The 20,294-nt window shown below is 34.8% G+C and carries 19 protein-coding genes; 4 read left to right on the forward strand and 15 right to left on the reverse strand.

The genetic code is table 11. The features are described from left to right. Window positions 1–28: 28 nt before the first annotated feature. The 10 genes from QUF99_RS25485 to QUF99_RS25530 all read right to left on the reverse strand — a co-directional run bounded on the left by QUF99_RS25485 (window position 29) and on the right by QUF99_RS25530 (window position 11,525). Window positions 29–2,701, reverse strand: a complete 2,673-nt coding sequence (locus QUF99_RS25485; protein WP_289373824.1) for a YfhO family protein — start codon at window positions 2,699–2,701, stop codon at window positions 29–31. 95 nt (window positions 2,702–2,796) lie between these two features. After that, the gene (locus QUF99_RS25490; RefSeq protein ID WP_289373825.1) at window positions 2,797–3,219 is read right to left on the reverse strand and encodes a GtrA family protein; all 423 of its coding nucleotides are present in this window, start codon (window positions 3,217–3,219) and stop codon (window positions 2,797–2,799) included. Window positions 3,220–3,231: 12 nt separating this feature from the next. Beyond that, window positions 3,232–4,239, reverse strand: coding sequence for a glycosyltransferase family 2 protein (locus tag QUF99_RS25495; RefSeq protein ID WP_289373826.1), 1,008 nt, complete (start codon window positions 4,237–4,239; stop codon window positions 3,232–3,234). Window positions 4,240–4,380: 141 nt separating this feature from the next. After that, a complete protein-coding gene (galU, locus tag QUF99_RS25500; protein WP_289373827.1) occupies window positions 4,381–5,271 on the reverse strand; it encodes a UTP--glucose-1-phosphate uridylyltransferase GalU in 891 nt (296 codons plus the stop codon). Between the two features lie 452 nt (window positions 5,272–5,723). After that, entirely contained in the window at window positions 5,724–6,122 is a 399-nt protein-coding gene (locus tag QUF99_RS25505) for a DUF2304 domain-containing protein (RefSeq protein WP_289373828.1), read from the reverse strand. Continuing rightward, window positions 6,119–6,835 carry a glycosyltransferase family 2 protein gene (locus tag QUF99_RS25510; protein ID WP_289373829.1) on the reverse strand — a complete coding sequence of 239 codons (717 nt, stop codon included), beginning with the start codon at window positions 6,833–6,835 and terminating at the stop codon, window positions 6,119–6,121. The genes QUF99_RS25505 and QUF99_RS25510 overlap by 4 nt, the downstream gene beginning before the upstream one ends. Before the next feature lie 27 nt (window positions 6,836–6,862). Then, window positions 6,863–8,782, reverse strand: a complete 1,920-nt coding sequence (locus tag QUF99_RS25515; protein ID WP_289373830.1) for a DUF2142 domain-containing protein — start codon at window positions 8,780–8,782, stop codon at window positions 6,863–6,865. Window positions 8,783–8,807: 25 nt separating this feature from the next. Next, window positions 8,808–9,146, reverse strand: coding sequence for an EamA family transporter (locus QUF99_RS25520; RefSeq protein WP_289373831.1), 339 nt, complete (start codon window positions 9,144–9,146; stop codon window positions 8,808–8,810). Beyond that, entirely contained in the window at window positions 9,139–9,480 is a 342-nt protein-coding gene (locus tag QUF99_RS25525) for an EamA family transporter (RefSeq protein ID WP_289373832.1), read from the reverse strand. Before QUF99_RS25525 ends, QUF99_RS25520 begins: the two co-directional genes overlap by 8 nt. A 317-nt stretch (window positions 9,481–9,797) precedes the next feature. Continuing rightward, window positions 9,798–11,525, reverse strand: coding sequence for a phospho-sugar mutase (locus QUF99_RS25530; protein ID WP_289373833.1), 1,728 nt, complete (start codon window positions 11,523–11,525; stop codon window positions 9,798–9,800). Between the two features lie 316 nt (window positions 11,526–11,841). Between QUF99_RS25530 and cdaS the strand changes: the two genes are divergently transcribed. The 3 genes from cdaS (at window position 11,842) to QUF99_RS25545 (ending at window position 14,363) form a co-directional block, all read left to right on the forward strand. After that, complete coding sequence (gene cdaS / locus QUF99_RS25535; RefSeq protein WP_289373834.1) at window positions 11,842–12,450, forward strand: sporulation-specific diadenylate cyclase CdaS; 609 nt, start codon at window positions 11,842–11,844, stop codon at window positions 12,448–12,450. Between the two features lie 103 nt (window positions 12,451–12,553). Next, entirely contained in the window at window positions 12,554–12,913 is a 360-nt protein-coding gene (locus QUF99_RS25540; protein ID WP_289373835.1) for a hypothetical protein, read from the forward strand. Between the two features lie 310 nt (window positions 12,914–13,223). After that, window positions 13,224–14,363, forward strand: coding sequence for a mannosyltransferase family protein (locus QUF99_RS25545; RefSeq protein ID WP_289373836.1), 1,140 nt, complete (start codon window positions 13,224–13,226; stop codon window positions 14,361–14,363). Window positions 14,364–14,469: 106 nt separating this feature from the next. Here QUF99_RS25545 and QUF99_RS25550 read toward each other — a convergent pair whose 3' ends face one another. From QUF99_RS25550 to QUF99_RS25565, 4 genes are all read right to left on the reverse strand, one after another. Further along, complete coding sequence (locus QUF99_RS25550; RefSeq protein WP_289373837.1) at window positions 14,470–15,957, reverse strand: leucyl aminopeptidase; 1,488 nt, start codon at window positions 15,955–15,957, stop codon at window positions 14,470–14,472. 412 nt (window positions 15,958–16,369) lie between these two features. Further along, window positions 16,370–16,996 carry a 3D domain-containing protein gene (locus QUF99_RS25555; protein ID WP_289373838.1) on the reverse strand — a complete coding sequence of 209 codons (627 nt, stop codon included), beginning with the start codon at window positions 16,994–16,996 and terminating at the stop codon, window positions 16,370–16,372. A gap of 82 nt (window positions 16,997–17,078) precedes the next feature. After that, entirely contained in the window at window positions 17,079–17,396 is a 318-nt protein-coding gene (locus tag QUF99_RS25560) for a YuiB family protein (RefSeq protein WP_289373839.1), read from the reverse strand. 16 nt (window positions 17,397–17,412) lie between these two features. Continuing rightward, a complete protein-coding gene (locus tag QUF99_RS25565; protein WP_289373840.1) occupies window positions 17,413–17,907 on the reverse strand; it encodes an NUDIX domain-containing protein in 495 nt (164 codons plus the stop codon). Between the two features lie 266 nt (window positions 17,908–18,173). Between QUF99_RS25565 and QUF99_RS25570 the strand changes: the two genes are divergently transcribed. After that, window positions 18,174–18,608, forward strand: a complete 435-nt coding sequence (locus QUF99_RS25570; RefSeq protein ID WP_289373841.1) for a DUF5391 family protein — start codon at window positions 18,174–18,176, stop codon at window positions 18,606–18,608. A gap of 260 nt (window positions 18,609–18,868) precedes the next feature. Here the strand turns inward: QUF99_RS25570 and QUF99_RS25575 are convergent, their stop codons facing one another. Beyond that, complete coding sequence (locus QUF99_RS25575) at window positions 18,869–20,077, reverse strand: NAD(P)/FAD-dependent oxidoreductase (RefSeq protein ID WP_286122493.1); 1,209 nt, start codon at window positions 20,075–20,077, stop codon at window positions 18,869–18,871. Window positions 20,078–20,294 lie beyond the last annotated feature (217 nt).

Genomic DNA, 20,294 nt, shown 5'->3' on the forward strand with positions numbered 1-20,294 from the left:
CCTACTTAGAGAGGATTTTCTTACAACATTACTTCCTCTTCTTCCTCATGATTAACCCAAACATCATCGTTGCAAGGAAGCTAATAACAGAAATGATGGATCCTACTATAAATCCTGGAGATGTATACTTCAATTCAATTGTATGTGTTCCTTTTGATAATTCTAACCCAAGGAATGCATCATTTAATTTCAGTAGCTTTGCATCTTTTCCATCAACTGTTGCTTTCCACCCCTTATCATATGGGATAGATAAGAAAAGAAAATCATTTTCTTTTACATCAATTTTTCCTGATACACTGCGACTTGTGTAGTTCGTTACGTCAAATGGCTGTTGTTTTAATTCATTCACCCGTTTGTCAAATAACTCTACATCAAGCCCATAGAATAATTGTTGTTCTATCTCAACCGAAGAACGATCTACCTTTACTTCAACTTCTACTTTTTCATTTTCAAAATAACCTAGATCCAAAATACCATTGTTCCAATAGTAACGAGGATATTCAGTGAATTTCTTACCAAGTGATTGTCCATTTACGTATACTTTTGTAACATCAGTAGGTTCTACACGTAACTTCGTATACAGCTGTTGCTTTCCTTTTACATCAAATACATATTTAATGCTAGCTGTTTTTCCCTCTTGTTGTTTTATCAATTCAATTGGCTTTTGGTTTGTACGGGCCATTTTTTTCTTTTCGGCAGCTAATTCTTTCTTCGTTTTTTCGCTCTCTACGACAGCCAAGTTATTATATTCTAGAGAGCTTGGTTCAAGTGGCTTATAATAGTCAACATCTTTTCCTTCTAATTTGCCAATGAATTTATTTTGTTCTTCAAAAGAATTTGTATAGTTGATTTTCTGAACTTTCAACTTATCTTTTCCTTTTGTATCAAATTCATTTTTATTTACCATATATCCAAACGGAAGAGCATTTTTATTCTCATACACATAATTACTTCCAACATGATCAATTTCTGACCATCCATGTTTATTTAACGGCTCATCTGAAATCATATATTTCATGCCAAGCAAGGCATCAGTTGAAACAATCCCTTTACCATTTTGTAAAATTAATGCTTCTAAATAACCATATCCCAAGTCCTGCATATATAAGTTTAAGTGTCCATTTGCTACGGAATTAAAATGCGTGATACCTTTATATCCAAAGCGCAAGGCATCATTCCATGTCACACCTCTTGTCGTTTCCATACGATAGAGACCTTTATCTTTTTCTGCTACTTTCTGAATCGTTTCTTCATACTTTGGATATGGAGAGGCATATTCTTGGCGATTAATATAACCGTATTCATAGCCCATTAGCTTAATCATATATACTGTATTAAGTGCAACATCTAGCCCAACTACAGCAACTAGGGCAAAGGAAAGAATAGCTTTATTTTTTTTCAGGCGTACTTTTCCATATAACAATAAAGCATATACAACAATAAGAAAGGCATTGACCATTATTTTATTAGATTGCATATAACTAGGTGCTACTTTCCCTAGTAACAGTAGCATGAATATATTAAAGAATACTATCTTTTTTAAGGCCGGTATTAACTCCTCTTCAAACACCATAAATGTTCGAACTGCTACATAAATAAGCACGAAAGAGAAGGTGAATGAATAGCGATATGGGAAATTCGTCGGCGGTTCAAAACCATGCCAAGCGATATTTAAAAATGGAATTTCAAAAGAAAGAATCAAGAACAGTAAGACTGCCCCATATACAATTTTTTCTTTTAACGCAATTTTCTTTGTAACAAAGAACAATGGAACAAGTAATACTGTTAAGACACCCGCATAGACGTTTGGCATTCCATTTACTGTCGTATCAATTACTCCATTAAAGAAACGACTATAAAAATCAAATGGATCAAAATTAAACGCTGTAGAAAATGGAATCTTTGCACGCTCAACAAAATTACTCTTTAAATCCATATACGTTGGTAACGTAATAAAAGCGGACATTCCTGCTGCTAAGCCTGTTCCAGCACAAAACCAAAAGAACTTTTGAATAAACAGCTTTATATTTCGAACATCGTAAAGCACACAATAACGTGCCACAAAATAAATGAATGTGAAAATCCCTACCATAAAGGAAATATAAAAATTCGTAATAAATGTAAGTGCTAAACTAAATATAAATAATCCATATTTTTTTTGCGTTAGCAGCTTTTCAACACCTAGCATAATAAGAGGCAGTAAGTAAATCGCATCCAACCACATAACACAAAACGAATACACTGTTACAAATGACATTAATGCATAAAAAGTTGAAAATAGTGCCATCGTAATTTCTCGACGCTTCATCATATGACTTAAATAATATGTCATCGTTACACCAGCTAATCCAACCTTCAATAACGTCATCAACATAATCGCTTCCGGAATGTGCGAGCGATCAAAAAAGAGAATTAAAATAGAAAATGGACTTGCTAAATAATAAGCAAATACACCAATAAAATTAAGTCCCATTCCACCTTCCCAGCTATAAAATATGCTTTTTCCGTTTTTCAAAACATCATATAAATATGTGTAAAACTGTACATATTGCGAATGCAAGTCAGTAACAAGAATTGATTTTTGTCCAAATGGTGCAACACCAAGCAACATAAAAATCACACTATATATGGAAAACGGAAGTAAAAAAGCGAATGCATATAAAAACTTCTTTTTCTTAAACAAATCTAGCAGCTGTTGCATTATACTCCTCCATATCATTCCTAATTCGTTATTCATTATAAAAAAATATATGTATAAAAAAACAATAGCCGGCATAAAGCCAAGCCATTTGTTTTTTATGCGTTTTGACCTTGTTTTACATCGGTCTTCTTTTTAAAGATAATATATTTACTTGCAAAATAATTCACGACGACAACAATGACGTTTGCGATAATTTTTGCTACTAAATCATTCATACCTAGCCATTCGATTAAAGCAATCATTGATGCAATATCAATGAAGTACGATAAGACGCGGAAACCCATAAAGTAGACAAACTCTTTTATTGCATGAATAAAGTTTGTTTGTTGACTGTTAAATACATATTTCTTATTTGTAATATACGCAAACAGTACAGATACAATCCATGCAATTGTTGTTGCAACTTTGTAATCCATTCCAGCTAACGTTGCACAAACGAAATACGTTACAATGTTAACCAGCGTCGTTAAACCACCGAAAAGCAAATAATTAAAGATTTCTTTCGCTTTATTATTCACGTTTCCAATCTCCTAACGATTTGATTTTACTTTATGATCTTCTACGCTATATAGTTTCGCCATTTTTTTATCGTCATCTAAATTTGTTACTTTATCGTCATTATACTCATCTACAAAGTATAGTGGACGCTGCTTCGTTTCGTTAAAAATACGCCCTAGATATTCACCAATAATTCCAATGGAAATTAGTTGTACACCACCTAAGAATAAAATGGCAGTCATCATAGATGGATATCCACTTACTGATTCACCATACATAAGCGTCTTAACGATAATCCAAATCATAAAACAAAACGCACCAAATGATACGGTAAATCCTACGAATGATGCAAGACGTAATGGAGCTGTTGTGAAGGATGTAATTCCTTCAATCGCAAGATCAATGAGCTTGAAGTAATTCCACTTGGTTTCACCTGCTGCACGTGGATCACGGTCAAATAAGATTTCTTTCTTATTGTAACCAATCCAGCTAAACATTCCTTTTGTGTAACGCTGTGTTTCACGAATTTTCCTTAACGCTTCCACACAACGACGATCTAGTAAACGGAAATCTCCTGTATTTTCTTGAATAGGGATTCTTGTCGTTTTCTTTAACAAACCGTAAAATTTACCAGCTGTCCATTTTTTTGCCCAAGATTCACCTGCACGAGAACGTCTTTTCGCATAAATATCATCATAACCCTGTTCCCAATATTTAATCATTTCCGGGATAAGCTCAGGTGGGTCTTGTAAATCAGCGTCAATAATAATTACCGCATCACCGATCGCATGATCCAGGCCAGCAATCATTCCGGTCTCTTTCCCAAAATTACGAGATAAATCTACATATGAAATACGTTTATCATGTAAGCGAAATTCTTTAATAATATTTAATGTATTATCTTTACTACCGTCATTGACAAATAAAATTTCAAAATCGTAATTAGGAATGCTTCCAATTACGCCTGTTAACCGGTTATACAATTGTTCTAATACATCTTCTTCATTGTATGCCGGTACTAAAATAGTAATGGTCTTCAAAGAAGGTACCCCTCTCTTTCTCAAACTTTCCAAATAAAGACTAATTTATAAGCACAGATTAGACATAGTAAATTGGATGTTTTCCTTAGAATACCTCATTCTCCAATTCACTATGTCTACCCACACACATTTATACATGAATTAATTTTTAATTACGTTCGTTTGTTCTTTTACAAGCTCTTGCATAATTTGTAATAAATCATCTTTTAACTCATCATGCTGCAATGCCATTTCAATAGTTGTTTGAATGAAACCAAGCTTTTCGCCGACGTCATAACGTTTTCCTTCAAAATCATACGCAAACACGCGTTGAATTTCATTTAAACGTTGGATGGCATCTGTTAATTGAATTTCACCACCAGCACCGATATGTTGTTCTTCTAAGAAACTGAAGATTTCTGGTGTTAATAAATAGCGACCCATAATTGCTAAGTTTGAAGGTGCTGTTCCTTGAGCTGGTTTTTCAACGAACTGTTTTACTTGATAACGACGTCCATCTTTTTCTAATGGATCAATAATCCCGTAACGATGTGTTTCGTTTTCAGGTACTGTTTGTACACCGATTACAGATGAAAGTGTTTTTTCGTACTCATCAATTAATTGTTTTAAGCATGGTGTTTCAGCTTGTACAATATCATCTCCAAGTAAGACAGCAAACGGCTCATCACCAATGAACTTACGTGCACACCACACAGCATGCCCTAGTCCTTTTGGTTCCTTTTGACGAATGTAGTGAATATCCACCATTTTAGAAGATGCCTGTACTTTTTCAAGTAGCTCATACTTTTTCTTCTCTAATAAGTTTTGTTCCAATTCAAACGCATTATCGAAATGATCTTCAATCGCACGTTTTCCTTTTCCAGTAACAATAATGATATCTTCAATACCAGACGCTACAGCTTCTTCAACGATATATTGAATTGTTGGCTTATCAACAATTGGTAACATTTCTTTTGGCATTGCTTTCGTTGCTGGTAAAAAGCGTGTCCCAAGACCAGCAGCTGGAATAATCGCTTTTCTTACTTTTTTCATGCTTATAACCTCTTTCTTTGTTGGCTTACATGCACATCCATACAGTCATTATTTTATTAATTTACCCTGTCAAACCATATTTATTGGATACATTTTATTCTTCTATAAGAATTTTCCTTATACAAGGTATAACTTCTTATATTATATATCTATTAATCTATGTGTCACATTACATTTTTTTTACATGTTACTTTTTTCACTAATTGCAAATGACACTTCCTACAAATTCTACATGATTGTCTCTTTATTCGTCAAGGTCACTTCTTTATAGCTATTTTACATTTCATTCTCTATACACTTTGTTTATGGTCACTATTTTTATTTTTGATTATTTAAGCACTCAAACCATTCAAAAAATAACTTGTATGGCGAATAAATGTTCATTAATGAAGGATAAATACAATAGAAGCCATTAATATGTACATACTAATGGCTTCTTTTTTAGTGATTCATTATTCAACAGTTACTTTTTGTTTTTGTTCTTTAGTGCTAACTGTATCTAGTTTCTTTTTCATGTTTTCATTTTCATGCTGATAAATTGCTACAATTTGTGTTAATTCTTTAATCCGGATGGAGGATCTTGATACAACTACTGTTAAGAAGAATAATACACATGTAACAAAAAGAAATCCGAAAAAGAACAGCGCATTAATTGGTGTCGCCACGCCTAATAAGTATGAAACAGCATCAATTGTTTTCGGGAAAATACCGATAATTACAATACCGATTAATACGCCATACCATGTAAGTACGTATTTTAATTCTAATTTTTCTTTACGAACTAAGTTCGTAAAAACAATTAACCCTACTAATACACCTAAAATAATTAAAATTTGAAGGCGAATTGTCATGAAACATTCTCCTTTCGTTTAGGCTTCAATCTATCAATTGCAATCGCAAGTGTTACCTTAATCATGTAGTAAATTGCTTTATAGTTTACAATCGAAGATGTTCCTCCAATTCGCTCACGCATAAGTACAGGAACTTCTTCTACTCTATAATTGTTTCTTAATACAGACACAATGCTTTCTGGTTCTGGATAGTCTTTTGGATAATACTCACAAAATTCATTAATGATCTTCCGATTCACCATTCTAAATCCAGAAGTTGCATCCGTAATTTGTTTCCCAGATACAATTTTAATTAGCTTTTCAAAAAAGCGAATCCCTAATCGTCTTGTAAAAGAAGACTGAAAACCTTCTTTATTAATAAATCGAGATCCAATAACCATATCAACCTGTTTCTTCTCCATCGCTTGAAGAAGTGCCCCTAAATATGCAGCATCATGTTGACCATCACCATCAAATTGTACAGCAATATCATACCCATAACGCTGAGCATATTTATATCCAGTTTGCATTCCTCCACCAATTCCTAAATTGATTGGCAAGCTTACATAATTAAAGTTATTATCTTTACAGATTTGTTCTGTATCATCTTTTGAACAGTCATTAATAATGACATAGTCAAAATCTGGAGCATTCTTTTCTATATCCTCTACAACGTGAATTAAGTTCGTTGATTCATTATAAGCGGGAATAATAATAAGTTTTTTTTTAGACAAATGAAATCCCTCTCTTTGCTTTTCTAATTAAAACAACTTCCCAAACCAAAATACAAATGCATATGTCAAGAATAGTATCGCTGCTTTACTCGCAAATGTATCTACATTCGGTTTTTCAACATTAACTTTAAAATATTGCTGAACTAATAGTAGAATAAATGGAATGATTGGAATGAAGTAACGACCTTGAATTCCAAAAATATATGGATTTCCTACTGTTGTCCATGTCATATACAAGCTTAGCATAACAAGTAGAGTTACACTAGCAATACAAAATCTTAGACTCCATTTTTTCATCCAGTCTAACTTAGGAACACCCTCTTTTTGATCAATGATTGAAATTATTACAAATACAATCGGATACAAGTATAGAATTCCTTTAAGTGGTGTAGATAAGAAGCCAAAGACATTATACATTTCAATCCACTCATCTAAGCCATGATCAAATGAGCGAATAAATACTTTGAGTGCTTCAAGTGGGTGATGTAACATGTAAGAGATTTGGCCTGTTGCCGATACGTTCCCGCTATTTAAGCCATCACCAACATACTTCATTACGAATATGTTCCATCCCGCAACAAATAGTGCCGCAATACCTGTCACACCCACATTGAATAACCAAAACTTCTTTTTCGTTCCATATTTGTCCACTCCGCCAAATAACATAAGTAATAAAAGTGGCCAATACGTAAACTTACATAACGCCATTACAATTCCGGCTATCGCCATTGTAATAAACTCTGATTTTTTAAGCGGTTCATTGTGGAACCATAAACGCATTAACAATGCAATGAATATAAAGCTTGCTCCCATTAATACAGCATCAGCAGATAAGCTCGCCGCATGGAACATAATAATCGGAGCTAGCATAAAGAACATAAATGTCCGTCTCATAACAGGCATTTTTTGAAGAGCATATGCAGACATTACAATGAATGCCAACAGGTTAACTATTCTTCCCAGTATATTTGCTGTCCAAATATTTGTATCAAATAACATAGCTGCTTTAATACCAATAGCCTGTGGAATATACGGTATAACTGTATAAACGGCAGTTGTTGCTTGCGGCTCAAACACTTGTTTATTTGGTGCATCAGGCCTAATACTAAATTGTTTCACATAATCAATTACATCTGGATTCATCTTTTCATCCCGTTTAACTGGATGGAGATACGTGTCTAATATTTTTTGTGAAACGAAATATCCTACATTACCATCATGTTTCGGTGTAATAAAATTGCCTTGCGCTACATCTTGACTTTTTAAGAAATGAACCCATTCATCAGAAGTTTGATGAATAGGAGTAAAGATAGCAAAGAAGCTACCAAAAATTGTTGCGATTAAGATATATTCAACCACAATACGCTTTCCTACCCATAATAGTAAAGTTGCGACTAACAATGATAGAGCTACAATCACACCAATCTTCCAATATGGCAAGGATGATAATGTATAGTCAACAGCTAGTACTTTATTTTCTTTCACTTCGCCATTCACATTTAAAAGTCTATCTTCTATAGGGAAAGCTGTTGTTATATAAATACCCTTATTTTCATCAAATTTAACTTGCTCTAGCACTACTTTTAAATCAGTTGCTTCTTTTTGAATATTTTCAGCTAGAGGAATATTCAGCTCTCCTCCCTCTGTAAACATGTCCGAAGTAACATCTATTTCTTCATTCGCACTCTTGGTGATCAACTTTAATTTCGCATGGAAATTTGCTTGCTTCACATCAGAATTGAAATGTACCGAAATTGCACTCATATCTTTATGGTGATTAGATAATTGTTGCGTAATCGTATCTCCTTGTTGCAGCCGATAACCTTCTTTTGTATTTTTAAAATTCCCGCCCTCTGCTCTTAAAATGCTGGAGTTGGAACTTGTATACAATAACAAGATCGCAAATATTACAAAAAAACTAATAAACCATTTTGTTTTTTTCCTCATAAAATCCTTCATACTCCCTCTATTTTTATTGAATACAGAACACCGCAATTCCTAGTATAATGATAATATTCCCTATCACTTTCCTTTTCGTGATTTTTTCACCAAGAAAATACCATCCAAATACTAAAATAATGATATAACTAAGTGACTCTATAACAGGTGCTTGCTTTAAAGGAACACCTTTCATAGCAATCACATTTAAACCTGCGTTTATCACAAATAAAGAATACCCCACAATTACATAACGGTTTACATATTCTTTCCACTTTGTATCATAAACCGACAAAGTCGCTTTCTTTAATAAAATTTGCGAATAATTCGCCAAAACAACCCCAAAAATATACAGCAATACATATTTATTCATCTTTCACCACCACAACAATCCCCACAATAATAATAGCTGCGCCAAGCAGATTGTTCCATTTCACAGTATCACCAAAGAATACTACAGACCATATAAGTCCCCATAAAATTATAATACCTCGGTGTGAATACGCTTTAGATATTTCAAACGGTTTGATTACTTGCTGCCAAATAATTGCATAACCAAACAAAAGAATGACAAGGACCACATAGGCAATTAAAAAGGCAATGGACCCGACTGGATATTGTGCTGCCCATTTCATATAAACCATAATAATAGAATATAAAAAAAAGGCGACATGTAAAAACACATAATGCTTAATAGATGCTTTCATACGCTCAACTCTCTTTTTTTGAATTAATAATTAGTTCATCACAGTTTGTCCTAATCATCATTAGATATTTACATACATACAAATTAAAAGTTTATCACAAATAGTTAAATATTTCATGCTGAACTTTCCCCTACATACTTTTTACATTTCCTTTTTATGTCAAAAAAATGACAATTTTAACAGTAGAGGAGAGGCGCTCTCTACCCGCTGTCTTTTGCGATTCTTTGTCTCTTGAGATGGTAATCCCTTCCTGTTAATGCAGCATAAAAAGAGAAAAAAGCATGAACAAATACATGTTCATGCTTTTTTCTCTTTTGTTATTGAACGCGATTCATAACGTTTTTCTTAATATTTTCAAGTTTCTCTTCACTATGTTGTAAAGAGTCCCCTTGCACACCAAAGTAAAATTTAATTTTCGGCTCTGTTCCTGATGGACGTAGGCAGAACCAAGATCCATCCTCAAGATAATATTTTAATACGTTTGATTTTGGTAAGTAGATCTCTTCAGTTGCTACTTCTGCTACTTTTGTTCTAATGCTCGCTTTATAATCTTCTGCAATCGTAACTTTTAAACCAGCTACTTCCACTGGTCGCTCTTCACGGAAAGATGTCATCATATTTTGAATTTGCTCTGCACCGTCTTTTCCTTTTAACGTTAGAGAAACAAGTCCTTCACGGAAATATCCATATTTCTCAAATACTTCAATCAATCCATCATATAATGTTTTTCCTTGTGATTTGTAATATGCTGCCACTTCACATGCGAACAATACCGATTGAACAGCATCTTTATCACGGCAGAACGAGCGAATTAAATAACCATAGCTCTCTTCATAACCGAATTGGAATGCATATTCGCCACTTTCTTCATATTGTTTAATCTTTTCACCGATAAACTTAAATCCAGTTAATGTGTCAATTGTATCCAGCCCATAAGCTTTTGCAATTGTACGTCCTAATTCTGAAGTAACAATTGTTTTTAATACAACACCGTTTGCTGGTAAAAGGTCTTTTTCTTTCTTTTGAGATAATAAGTAATCAAGCATTACAGCACCTGTTTGATTTCCTGTTAATACTTGATACTCACCAGCATGATTTCGAACTGCAACACCAAGACGATCTGCATCTGGATCTGTTGCAATTAGAATATCTGCATCAATTTCTTCACCGTAACGAATTGCTAATTCAAAAGCAGCATGTTCTTCTGGGTTTGGCGATTTTACAGTAGAGAAGTTTGGATCTGGCTGTTCTTGTTCTTTTACAACCGTAACATTTGTAAATCCAACTGTTTCTAAACCACGACGAGCTGGAATATTAGATGTTCCGTGTAGAGGTGTAAAGACAATTTTCAAATCGCCCCCTACTTCTTGCACTAATTCTTGATTGATGATAACTGTTTTTAATTGTTCTAAATATGCATCATCTACATCTTGTCCGATAATTTGTAATAAACCATTTTGTTTTAATTGCTCAACATCAGCAACTTCTACTACTAGTTCATCACTTACAGCATTTACGTAAGAAGTTAATTCATCTGCTTCTTTTGGTGGGAGCTGTCCGCCATCTTCTCCGTACACTTTATAACCATTATATTCTGGCGGATTATGACTCGCTGTAAGAACGATTCCACTATATGTATGTAAATAGCGAACTGCAAATGAAAGCACCGGTGTCGGACGTAAACTTTCAAATACATATGTTTTAATGCCGTGAGCACCAAGTGTCGCTGCTACCTCCATCGCAAATTCTGGAGATTTATGACGAGAATCATACGCAACTACAACACCGCGTGCTTTTGCTTCATCACCTTGTTTTTCAATAAATTGTGCTAGGCCTTCTGTTGCTTTACGTACCGTATACACATTTAAACGATTTGTTCCTGCACCAAGTTCACCGCGCATACCACCTGTACCGAACTCTAAGTTTTTATAGAAGCTATCCTCAATTTTCTTTTGATCTTGCTTCATTTCTTCTAGTTGTTGCTTTAACTCTGCATCTAAATTCGCAAAATTGCTCCAGCGTTCATATTCTGTTTTCCATTCCATTTAAATCTCTCCTCTCAGTCAAACATAATCTCATTATATGAAAAAAACAGCGCTTTCCTCAATAATATTTTATATTTTAACAAAATATTATTTTCCATTGGTTCGATACTTTACTGCTCTTTTTTTATAAAGTGAAACTTTAATCAATGAGGGTTTTCTTCATCCCCCACCTAACTCCTTTGCTTTTTGCTGAATTTTAAGGGGGGTATTACCGCCCACAAATAGTGGGATAAACATATCTCTTCCTTTACGCATACTTTCCGCGTACAACGAAAAACTATACGTAACAAATATATTTTTAAACAGGGTGAATACAATGCAAGAATGGGCGCTAACAACAACAATGAAGCTGCATATTCAAGAAACAATTGAAGACATTGCACATACTCTTCAAAGTATGAAGATCGCATTAGATCACAACGATGAATGTATTTTATGTAAAGTTGAAGATATCCAAAAAATGTTACTCCATATTCAAGCAACCACCGCTTCTTACTATGTCAAAACATACTTATCTCCCTATACAAACTGTTACATTCATTTACTAACAGCAATTCAGCATTTATCGGAGCGAAGACACGGTGCACTAATTGCCGTGGAAAGAGAACAATCACTCAAACCATTTATTCAATCAGGGACACAGCTCGGCGCTCATTTAACCGTTCCTTTGTTAGAATCTATTTTTTATCCTGGAAATTCCCTCCATGATGGAGCTGTTCTTGTGAAAGATAACCATATTATATCAGCAGCGAACATTTTGCCATTATCACAACAAGCTTCAGCAACTGACAGAAAGCTAGGAACACGTCACCGTGCAGCAATCGGACTATCTGAAGTAAGCGATGCTCTTGTCCTTGTTGTATCTGAAGAAACTGGAAAAACATCTTTTGCACTAGCTGGAACATTATATACATTTACGTTATAGCGGCTGCTAACAACTACTCTGGCACTCCTTTAAGAATAAAACAGGAATTTTCAGTTTAAAAACCGAATATTGTACATCATTAGAGATAGAGAGGCGATGTATCATGAAACACATATTCTATCTATTCATTACAATGCTCTTTACTTTTTTTATATTTACAGGCTGTATCGATCCAAGCTTATCGGAAAACTCTTCACCTCAAACGCATGAAGCAGAAAAAAGTGTCAAAAAAGAAGTATGGAATCAATTATCCAATCAAGAAAAGCAAAACATTATTGGAGATTGGGAAAATGCTACTATGACAAAAACTGTTTTGCATAAATATAATAGTCATCAAACGAATGAAGCTTATGAAGGAAAAGCAGTCTATCTCATTCATTTTCCTTCTGATGCAAGCGCTCCAAAAAATATTGAAGTATATGTTGACATAGATACAAATGAAATAGTTGGATATAATAAATAGATGAAAAACTGACCTCTAAAAACGAACTTATCGTTCTTTTAGAAGTCAGTTTCTTTATTTTTTGAAATTAAGAATCGTTCACTATTGAGAAATGACTTACCATTCGGTTATTTTTACTACCACTATCTATGTACTCATCATAAACATTTAGATTAACTTAATATGCAGTTTAGCTTCATCTTTCTTTTCTCTAAAAATAAAAAATGATATTTTATACAAATACAAGATACATGAGTTTATAAATTACAAGGCATATATTACGGAAATACTATCATCCTATTTATTTTCTACGAGATAAGGAGTAAAACCCATGAAGAACAACGTATTTCAGAAGATGAATTTACATAAGAAAATACCGATCGAAAAAGCTTGGTGGTTTAAGCCAATTCTCGTACATTATCTTCTATTAATTATTGCAATTCTATTGCCATACTATAACAACATTCAAGAAGGAATGACATTAGAACATTTAAAACATGCATTAATCAATTGGGATAGTCACTGGTACATCGGTATCGCTGAAAACGGATATGAATCCGAAAAAGCCGCAGCATTCTTTCCATTTGTACCAATCTTACTTAAAATCTTTGGGAGTCCCTATATTGTCATTGCAATAACACAAATTGCATTTTTCATTTGTTTATATTTATTAAGAGAATTCTTCAAACGCTTTAACATGACTAATTCTCAAATTAAGGCGGGAATTTGGTTTTTTGCCGTAAACCCTTGCGCTATCTATTATGCTACACTTTATACAGAAGTATGGACTGTTCTTTTTTCTCTTGCATCGCTTCATATGGCAGTAAAAGGGAAGTGGTTTTACGCATGTCTATTTGCCGCAATCTTAACATCAACCCGAGCAAATTCTTTAATATTTGGTATTTTCCCACTGGTTCTTTTCCTACTTTCATTATGGAAAAAAGATTGGAAAATGGTGAAAAACTCTTTACTCTGGGGAATTAGCTGTACAATCGGTTTAGTATGTTACATGATATATTTATATTACACTTTCGGAGATCCAATGGTCTTCTCAACCACCCAAAAAGAGAACTGGGATCATTATTCAGTTTTACCATGGATTCAAATTATTGAAGGATTTCACGCTGAATTTGCTATCGACATAAGAGAGATTAGACAAGGATTATGGACATTAGCAGTACTATTTGCGTTTTTTGGAACAGTAAGCATTTGGCGTTTAAGATCCAATGTAAAATGGGAGAGCCTCGGTGCAATTCTATTTGTTGTTATTACTATTATTTTCACATTCAGTTTTGGTACCCGTGGTATGCCAATGCATAGTACACTGAGATATTTGAGTGTTTTATTCCCACTCTATGCTATTATGGCAATCGTTTTACCTAAACCACTTCGGGGTGTCTTAATTATTTTATTTGCTATTGTATCGTTTATGAGTGCATGGAATTTCACTCATCACATATGGAACCTGTAGTCTAGTTACAACATCATCATATGTTTTTTTTAGTTGGCAAATACTTTTATAAATTTAAAAGGAGCAGTCCACAAGATATATATCCGATGTGGACTTGCTCCTTTTTCTATTCTTCGCTATTAAAACGCTCAACAAGCGTTGCAAGTGTACGAACCATCGCACCTGTTGCTCCCGCTGGACCTAAATCATGTGCACTCTTTGTATCAGCTGTTCCAGCGATATCTAAATGCACCCAAGGTGTTTCTTCTGCAAACTCACCAAGGAATGTTCCAGCCATTACCGCATGACCCTCACGACCTGGTGAATTGTTTAGATCTGCAAATTTACTGTTGCGAACACGCTCTTTATCACGTTCAAAAATCGGCAATTGCCAAACTGGTTCATCTGTTTCCATTGATGCTTCTAATACTTGTTCAAACAACGCTTCATCGTTTGTCATCGCACCTGTTGTATGGTTTCCAAGCGCAACAATCACACCGCCTGTTAATGTTGCAATATCAACAAGATAGTTTGCACCAAGTTTCTTCGCATACGTAAGACCGTCAGCTAACGCTAAGCGTCCTTCCGCATCCGTATTTAATACTTCAATTGTTTTACCGCTCATAGCTTTAATAACGTCATCTGGTTTAAAAGCAGTGCCGCTCACTACATTATCAGTCGATGGAATAACAGCCACTACGTTTTGTTCAGGGCGCAGTTCACCGATAATTTCCATGGCACCAAGTACAGCTGCAGCGCCGCCCATATCTGTTTTCATCCCAACCATACTTTCACGTGGTTTCAGAGAATAACCACCTGTATCGTATGTAATCCCTTTTCCGACGAAGCCAACGACATCCGTCCATTCTTCTTTTCCTTTATAAATAAGAACGATCATTTTAGGTGGTTCTGTAGACCCTTGGTTTACCGCAAGCAGTGCACCCATACCTAGCTCTTCCATTTCTTCTTTTTCAAGAACTTTATAATCCATATCATATTTTTCAGCTAATTCAACAGCATACTCCGCGAGTGTTGTTGCTGTTAATACATTGGGTGGCATATTCACAAGTGTACGAGCTGAGTTTGTAGCACGTCCATGAACATATCCTACTGTTAATGCAGCTTCGATCTCTTTTGGCTCTTCCACTGTAATGACTGCGAAACTTTCTAACTGTGCTATCTCTTTTTTATTTGTTTTATATGTCTGTAATTCATATGTACCAAGGCAGTATGATTCAGCTGCAATATGTGCAACATCAATTGCTTCCATTTTATCCGTTACAAAGGAATCAAGTAAAAAGGCAGCATCTTGTACTTTTGCAGCTTTTAATGTTTTAAACACTTTACCAAGCGCCGCGCGTAATGTTTCAGTTGTATATGCTTCTTTTTTGCCAAGACCAACAAAATAATAACGTTTTACATCTGTTTTTCCTAAGCTATGTACTTTTGAAATAGCTTTTTTCTTCGCTGAAAGCTCTTTTTCTTCTAATAAAACTTGTAATTGTCCATCAAAGGCCTCGTCCAACTCTTTTACAAAATTGCTCGCTTTTTCTTCTTCAAATAAAGCAACGATTACTGCTTCATGGCTTACTAATTTTTTTTGTACTTGAAACATGTTCAGCCCTCCCCTAGATTTATCTTGTTCTATTATAACTGTATTTTCTTGAAAATGCGATAATTCAAATTCTTCTCGCGTTAACGGGCAGTAATACCCCCGATTGGTGAAAACTAATCATTCGTATGGGATGAAAAAAAACAAAACACTGATGAAAGTTTCACTTTACTATATAAATCCATTTTGATTTTTCAACATATAAGCCGCGGCTATGGATAACAAAAGGTGACCTTCACTCGTTTTCTCTCTTTGTTTTCACTATGTCTGGGCAGGAAAAGGATCTGACCGCGGCTATGCATGGCTGGATGCTCTCTTCCACCTAAAAAGAAGGGTTTTATGTCGGTTTCTTAATTTGTATTTATATATATTGTGGCCATGAAAAATAAAAAAGTCTAGTGTTAATCTCACTAGACTATCTCTGTTTTAAATATTGTCCACGGAACACCTGCATGGTTTCATCTTGATTGAGCATCGTCAACTGTTCTTCCGTTAACTTTCCGTTCCCCATCTTTACAACATATACATTTACTTTTTTCTTGCCCCATTGACTATATACATCCCGAACCTTTTCATAATATAAATCAAGTCGGTTTCCTTTTATTGCGCCACCCTTATCTGCTACAACACCATATCCATAACCTGGTATGAAGAGAATGGTTCCAATTGGAAAGACACGCAAATCAGCTGCGATTGTGGAATATAAATCCCGTTTTACCTTCACCCCTGAATACGTAATGCCATACTGTGGGTGTCCGGGGTTTTTACCCGTTGACTCCATACCCGACGTATAACCTGTTGCTGTGACTTCCATTACACGATATTTAGACCAGTCGTTTGCCTGCTCTAAAGCACTTATCACTTCTTTACTTGGAACAACCTGTTTTTCGATCTCCGCTGCGTGTACTTCTTGCACTTTACTCTCTTGATATGTTCGTACAGCATCTAAAAAAGAGAGTCCTGTCAGTGCTTGCCATGTCACACATAATGCTGCTACAAGTAAACAAGTCATCATAATGCGAATACCATATCGTTTTAACATTTTAACATTCCACACTCCTTCATCGTTAGTAGTTCCCTATACGAGAAGAAAATATGCAAAAAAATCTCCAGTAAACTGGAGATTAAAACATTTGATAGCCACTTTGGCGCAGCTTCTTTATTATGACACCGGACAAAATCGCTCCAATTAATCCTGTCGATAGAATAAAAAGATCCGCTTGTCCAAGATGCGATACACTTGTTCCAAATGAAGAAAATGTTTCTTTCGGTTGTGAAAAATAGTCCCAAATACTTGCTTTATTAATGATAAACATACAAACAAGTGGATAAATGACAAGCATCACCCACGTAGCGCGTAAAATCATATTTAGTAAAAAACCAATTCCAAAAAAAAGGATAAAAAACAACATCATTGAAATAAGTAGTACCGGTATGCTCATCTTTTTCCCCCACCTTCTATTTCTTCGCTCCTGCCGTAAACACATGATACGCTGTATATCCAAATTGGTCTCCTGGATTTAATGTTGTGTCCATTGTGAGAGGAGCCGCTGACATATCTTCTAATAAATAACGAATTAATACTGAAGCGCTTTCATCATATGCGATATCCTTCGGGAATAAAAATGCCACTTCAGATAGTTCTTTCTCCTGAACAATAATTTCTTCTCCTTCAGGCTCCAGTAAAAAGATGATCATGTTATCACTAATTTCATCTCGAATGACACCCGACCGAATGCCTATAACACCTTTTACACTCGTCACAACGCCTGTCTCTTCTAAAATTTCACGTTTGATGGCTTCATCAATCGTTTCGCCTTCATTAACAAAACCGGCTGGCAATGACCACTTCCCTTTTAACCCGCCATATTTTTTCTTTACGAAAAGCCATCTGCCATCTTTCGTGGCTACAAGTCCACTTACAGCTAACCAAACATTCCCACGTTTCCCCATGCTGCAACCCCTCCCGAACAAACGAACAGAATATTCATTCTTTTTTATATATTATACTATATTTTTCAGTGAGAATAATATAATCTTCCTTGTTCCTTAGTTACTACATTTTTTTCTACTCTTCTACCTCATTTATAAATTTCCATATATTTGATATAATGTGAATATAGGGTATTAATTATCTGTAGAAAGGTCTCGAATTACTTCAAAATTCTTCCTTGAATATTACATCATACCTATTTATTGCGAAAGGAGTAAAAAGTAAAATGAGAAATCAATCAAAAAAATCCAGTATTGTATTTATAGCATTAGTTTCCGCATTACTCTTCTGCTCTTTCTTAATTGCCACTTCACTTTCACCACTTGCTGATTTAGGACCTAATGCAAATAAATTTAACTCTTTAGGCATGTGGAAATCAATCGGCATGATTTTACTATTTTATATCGTACCTCTACTTCTTTATATAGGAGGAATAAAGGCAATGCGATTCATCATGGCTTTTCTTTGCGGTATGGGGCTATTCATACATCTCGTGATACTTGCAATCGTATTTATTGTAATACGCGTAAGTGACTATAACGCCTCCTCTTTCTTAGGAGTCATCATTCTTTGCGCAGCAGTATCCATCACAAATGTAATTTGGTTTTTTGTTGCTTTTCGCTCAAAAAGAACTTCTACTTATACACTAAATGTACGATGAAATAGAAGTTTAAGAAAAACTTGTACTACACGAAAAAAGCAGAAACGACTCATAGCCGTTTCTGCTTTTTTTTCTACTATATACCTCTTTTGATTTTCCAACATATAAAACACGGCTGTGAAAACAAAAGTGGATCTCCACTCGTTTACTCCCTTTGTTTTAACATGGCATGGGGTAGGAAAAGGCCCTGACCGCTTCTACACATGGCTGGATGCTCTCTTCCATCAAAAAAGAAAGGTTTTTTCATTTATATTTATATATTAAAAGAATTTCAATTTACCTTTTTTAATAACTAATAAAGGCCCACCAAGTAAGAATAGGTAACGGTTATCAATTACTTTCTTCATGAAAGAAGCTTTCCAACCCGTTAACTTTTTACCCATAACAACGCCCATTGCATCGTCATGCCCTAATGAACATACAGAACCTTTGTTGTCGAATGCAAATTTTTGCATTTCGCCTTTATCACGAATTAAAACAGCTAGGTTATGTGCAATGTTGTAACCTTCTTGAATTGCAATTTGTGCTGTTGGTGGGTATGGACGATTAGTTTCTTCGTTAATGATTAATGCAGCATCACCAACCATGAATACATCTTCATGACCTGGAGCACGCATGAACTCATCAACTTTAATACGTCCGCGCATTGCTTCAAAACCGGACTCTTCCACAATACCATTACCACGAACACCTGCCGCCCAAACAACAGTTTCAGATTTAAGTAATTCAACATCGTCACCATTTGCAACCATGATACCTTCTTCAGTTGCTTCTTTAATTGCTGTACCGATGCGGAATTCTACACCTTTTTTCTCCAACTGTTTTACAGCGTACTCAACTAATTCTGGATCGAAACCAGGAAGTGCTGTTGGAGCAGCTTCTACACAAATGATACGTGCTTTTTCACGTGGAACATCATACTCTTTACAAAGTTCAGGAATACGGTTTGCAAGCTCACCTACATACTCAATACCTGTAAAGCCTGCGCCACCAACAATAATTGTAACTAACTCATCACGTTTTTCAGTCGCATATTGAGAGAACTTGTATTCCATATGATCACGAATTTGACGTGTTGCATTAATGTTAGTGATAGAGAATGCATGCTCTTTCAATCCTTTAATACCAAATGTTTCAGATTCGAAACCAAGACCGATTACTAAGTAATCATACTCTAATTCACCATTGTTTAAGATAATGCGTTTTTCAGCTGCTTTAATTTCTACAACTGTATCTTGTACAAAGTTTACTTTATTTGTATCAATAACGTCTTGAATATCTAGACGGATTTTATCATGATGTAATGTGCCAGCTGCACTTTCATGTAACCAAGTTGCTTGGTAGTGATAGCTGTTATTGTTTACTAACGTAATTTCAGCCTCACTTACAGATAATGTTTTTTGCAGACGAACAGTCGTAATCATCCCGCCATAACCTGCACCTAAAACTACGATTTTTGGAGTCTTCACCAAATCACAACCCTTTTCTTTATATAATAGTAACTAAAAATAAGAACAAAGTGCTAAACACTTAAATTGTCAAGAATGTGGAATTCCTCACATTCTTAACAATAACAAAACGTATTCAAAAAATCGTACGAAATTTGTCATAAAAAATTAACATAATACTTTCCTATATTAGTCGGTTTCATTTCATAATTCAAGCATCTAGAGAATTATCGATATT

Origin of the sequence: Bacillus sp. DX4.1 (assembly GCF_030348195.1) — a bacterium.
Lineage (GTDB): Bacteria > Bacillota > Bacilli > Bacillales > Bacillaceae_G > Bacillus_A.

Excerpts from the sequence above, each read along its gene's own strand:
- QUF99_RS25485 (WP_289373824.1), bottom strand. The coding sequence starts at position 2,701 with ATGCAACAGCTGCTAGATTTGTTTAAGAAAAAGAAGTTTTTATATGCA.
- galU (WP_289373827.1), bottom strand. The coding sequence starts at position 5,271 with ATGAAAAAAGTAAGAAAAGCGATTATTCCAGCTGCTGGTCTTGGGACA.
- QUF99_RS25505 (WP_289373828.1), bottom strand. The coding sequence starts at position 6,122 with ATGACAATTCGCCTTCAAATTTTAATTATTTTAGGTGTATTAGTAGGG.
- QUF99_RS25515 (WP_289373830.1), bottom strand. The coding sequence starts at position 8,782 with ATGAGGAAAAAAACAAAATGGTTTATTAGTTTTTTTGTAATATTTGCG.
- QUF99_RS25520 (WP_289373831.1), bottom strand. The coding sequence starts at position 9,146 with ATGAATAAATATGTATTGCTGTATATTTTTGGGGTTGTTTTGGCGAAT.
- QUF99_RS25525 (WP_289373832.1), bottom strand. The coding sequence starts at position 9,480 with ATGAAAGCATCTATTAAGCATTATGTGTTTTTACATGTCGCCTTTTTT.
- QUF99_RS25530 (WP_289373833.1), bottom strand. The coding sequence starts at position 11,525 with ATGGAATGGAAAACAGAATATGAACGCTGGAGCAATTTTGCGAATTTA.
- cdaS (WP_289373834.1), top strand. The coding sequence starts at position 11,842 with ATGCAAGAATGGGCGCTAACAACAACAATGAAGCTGCATATTCAAGAA.
- QUF99_RS25540 (WP_289373835.1), top strand. The coding sequence starts at position 12,554 with ATGAAACACATATTCTATCTATTCATTACAATGCTCTTTACTTTTTTT.
- QUF99_RS25545 (WP_289373836.1), top strand. The coding sequence starts at position 13,224 with ATGAAGAACAACGTATTTCAGAAGATGAATTTACATAAGAAAATACCG.
- QUF99_RS25550 (WP_289373837.1), bottom strand. The coding sequence starts at position 15,957 with ATGTTTCAAGTACAAAAAAAATTAGTAAGCCATGAAGCAGTAATCGTT.
- QUF99_RS25555 (WP_289373838.1), bottom strand. The coding sequence starts at position 16,996 with ATGTTAAAACGATATGGTATTCGCATTATGATGACTTGTTTACTTGTA.
- QUF99_RS25560 (WP_289373839.1), bottom strand. The coding sequence starts at position 17,396 with ATGAGCATACCGGTACTACTTATTTCAATGATGTTGTTTTTTATCCTT.
- QUF99_RS25565 (WP_289373840.1), bottom strand. The coding sequence starts at position 17,907 with ATGGGGAAACGTGGGAATGTTTGGTTAGCTGTAAGTGGACTTGTAGCC.
- QUF99_RS25570 (WP_289373841.1), top strand. The coding sequence starts at position 18,174 with ATGAGAAATCAATCAAAAAAATCCAGTATTGTATTTATAGCATTAGTT.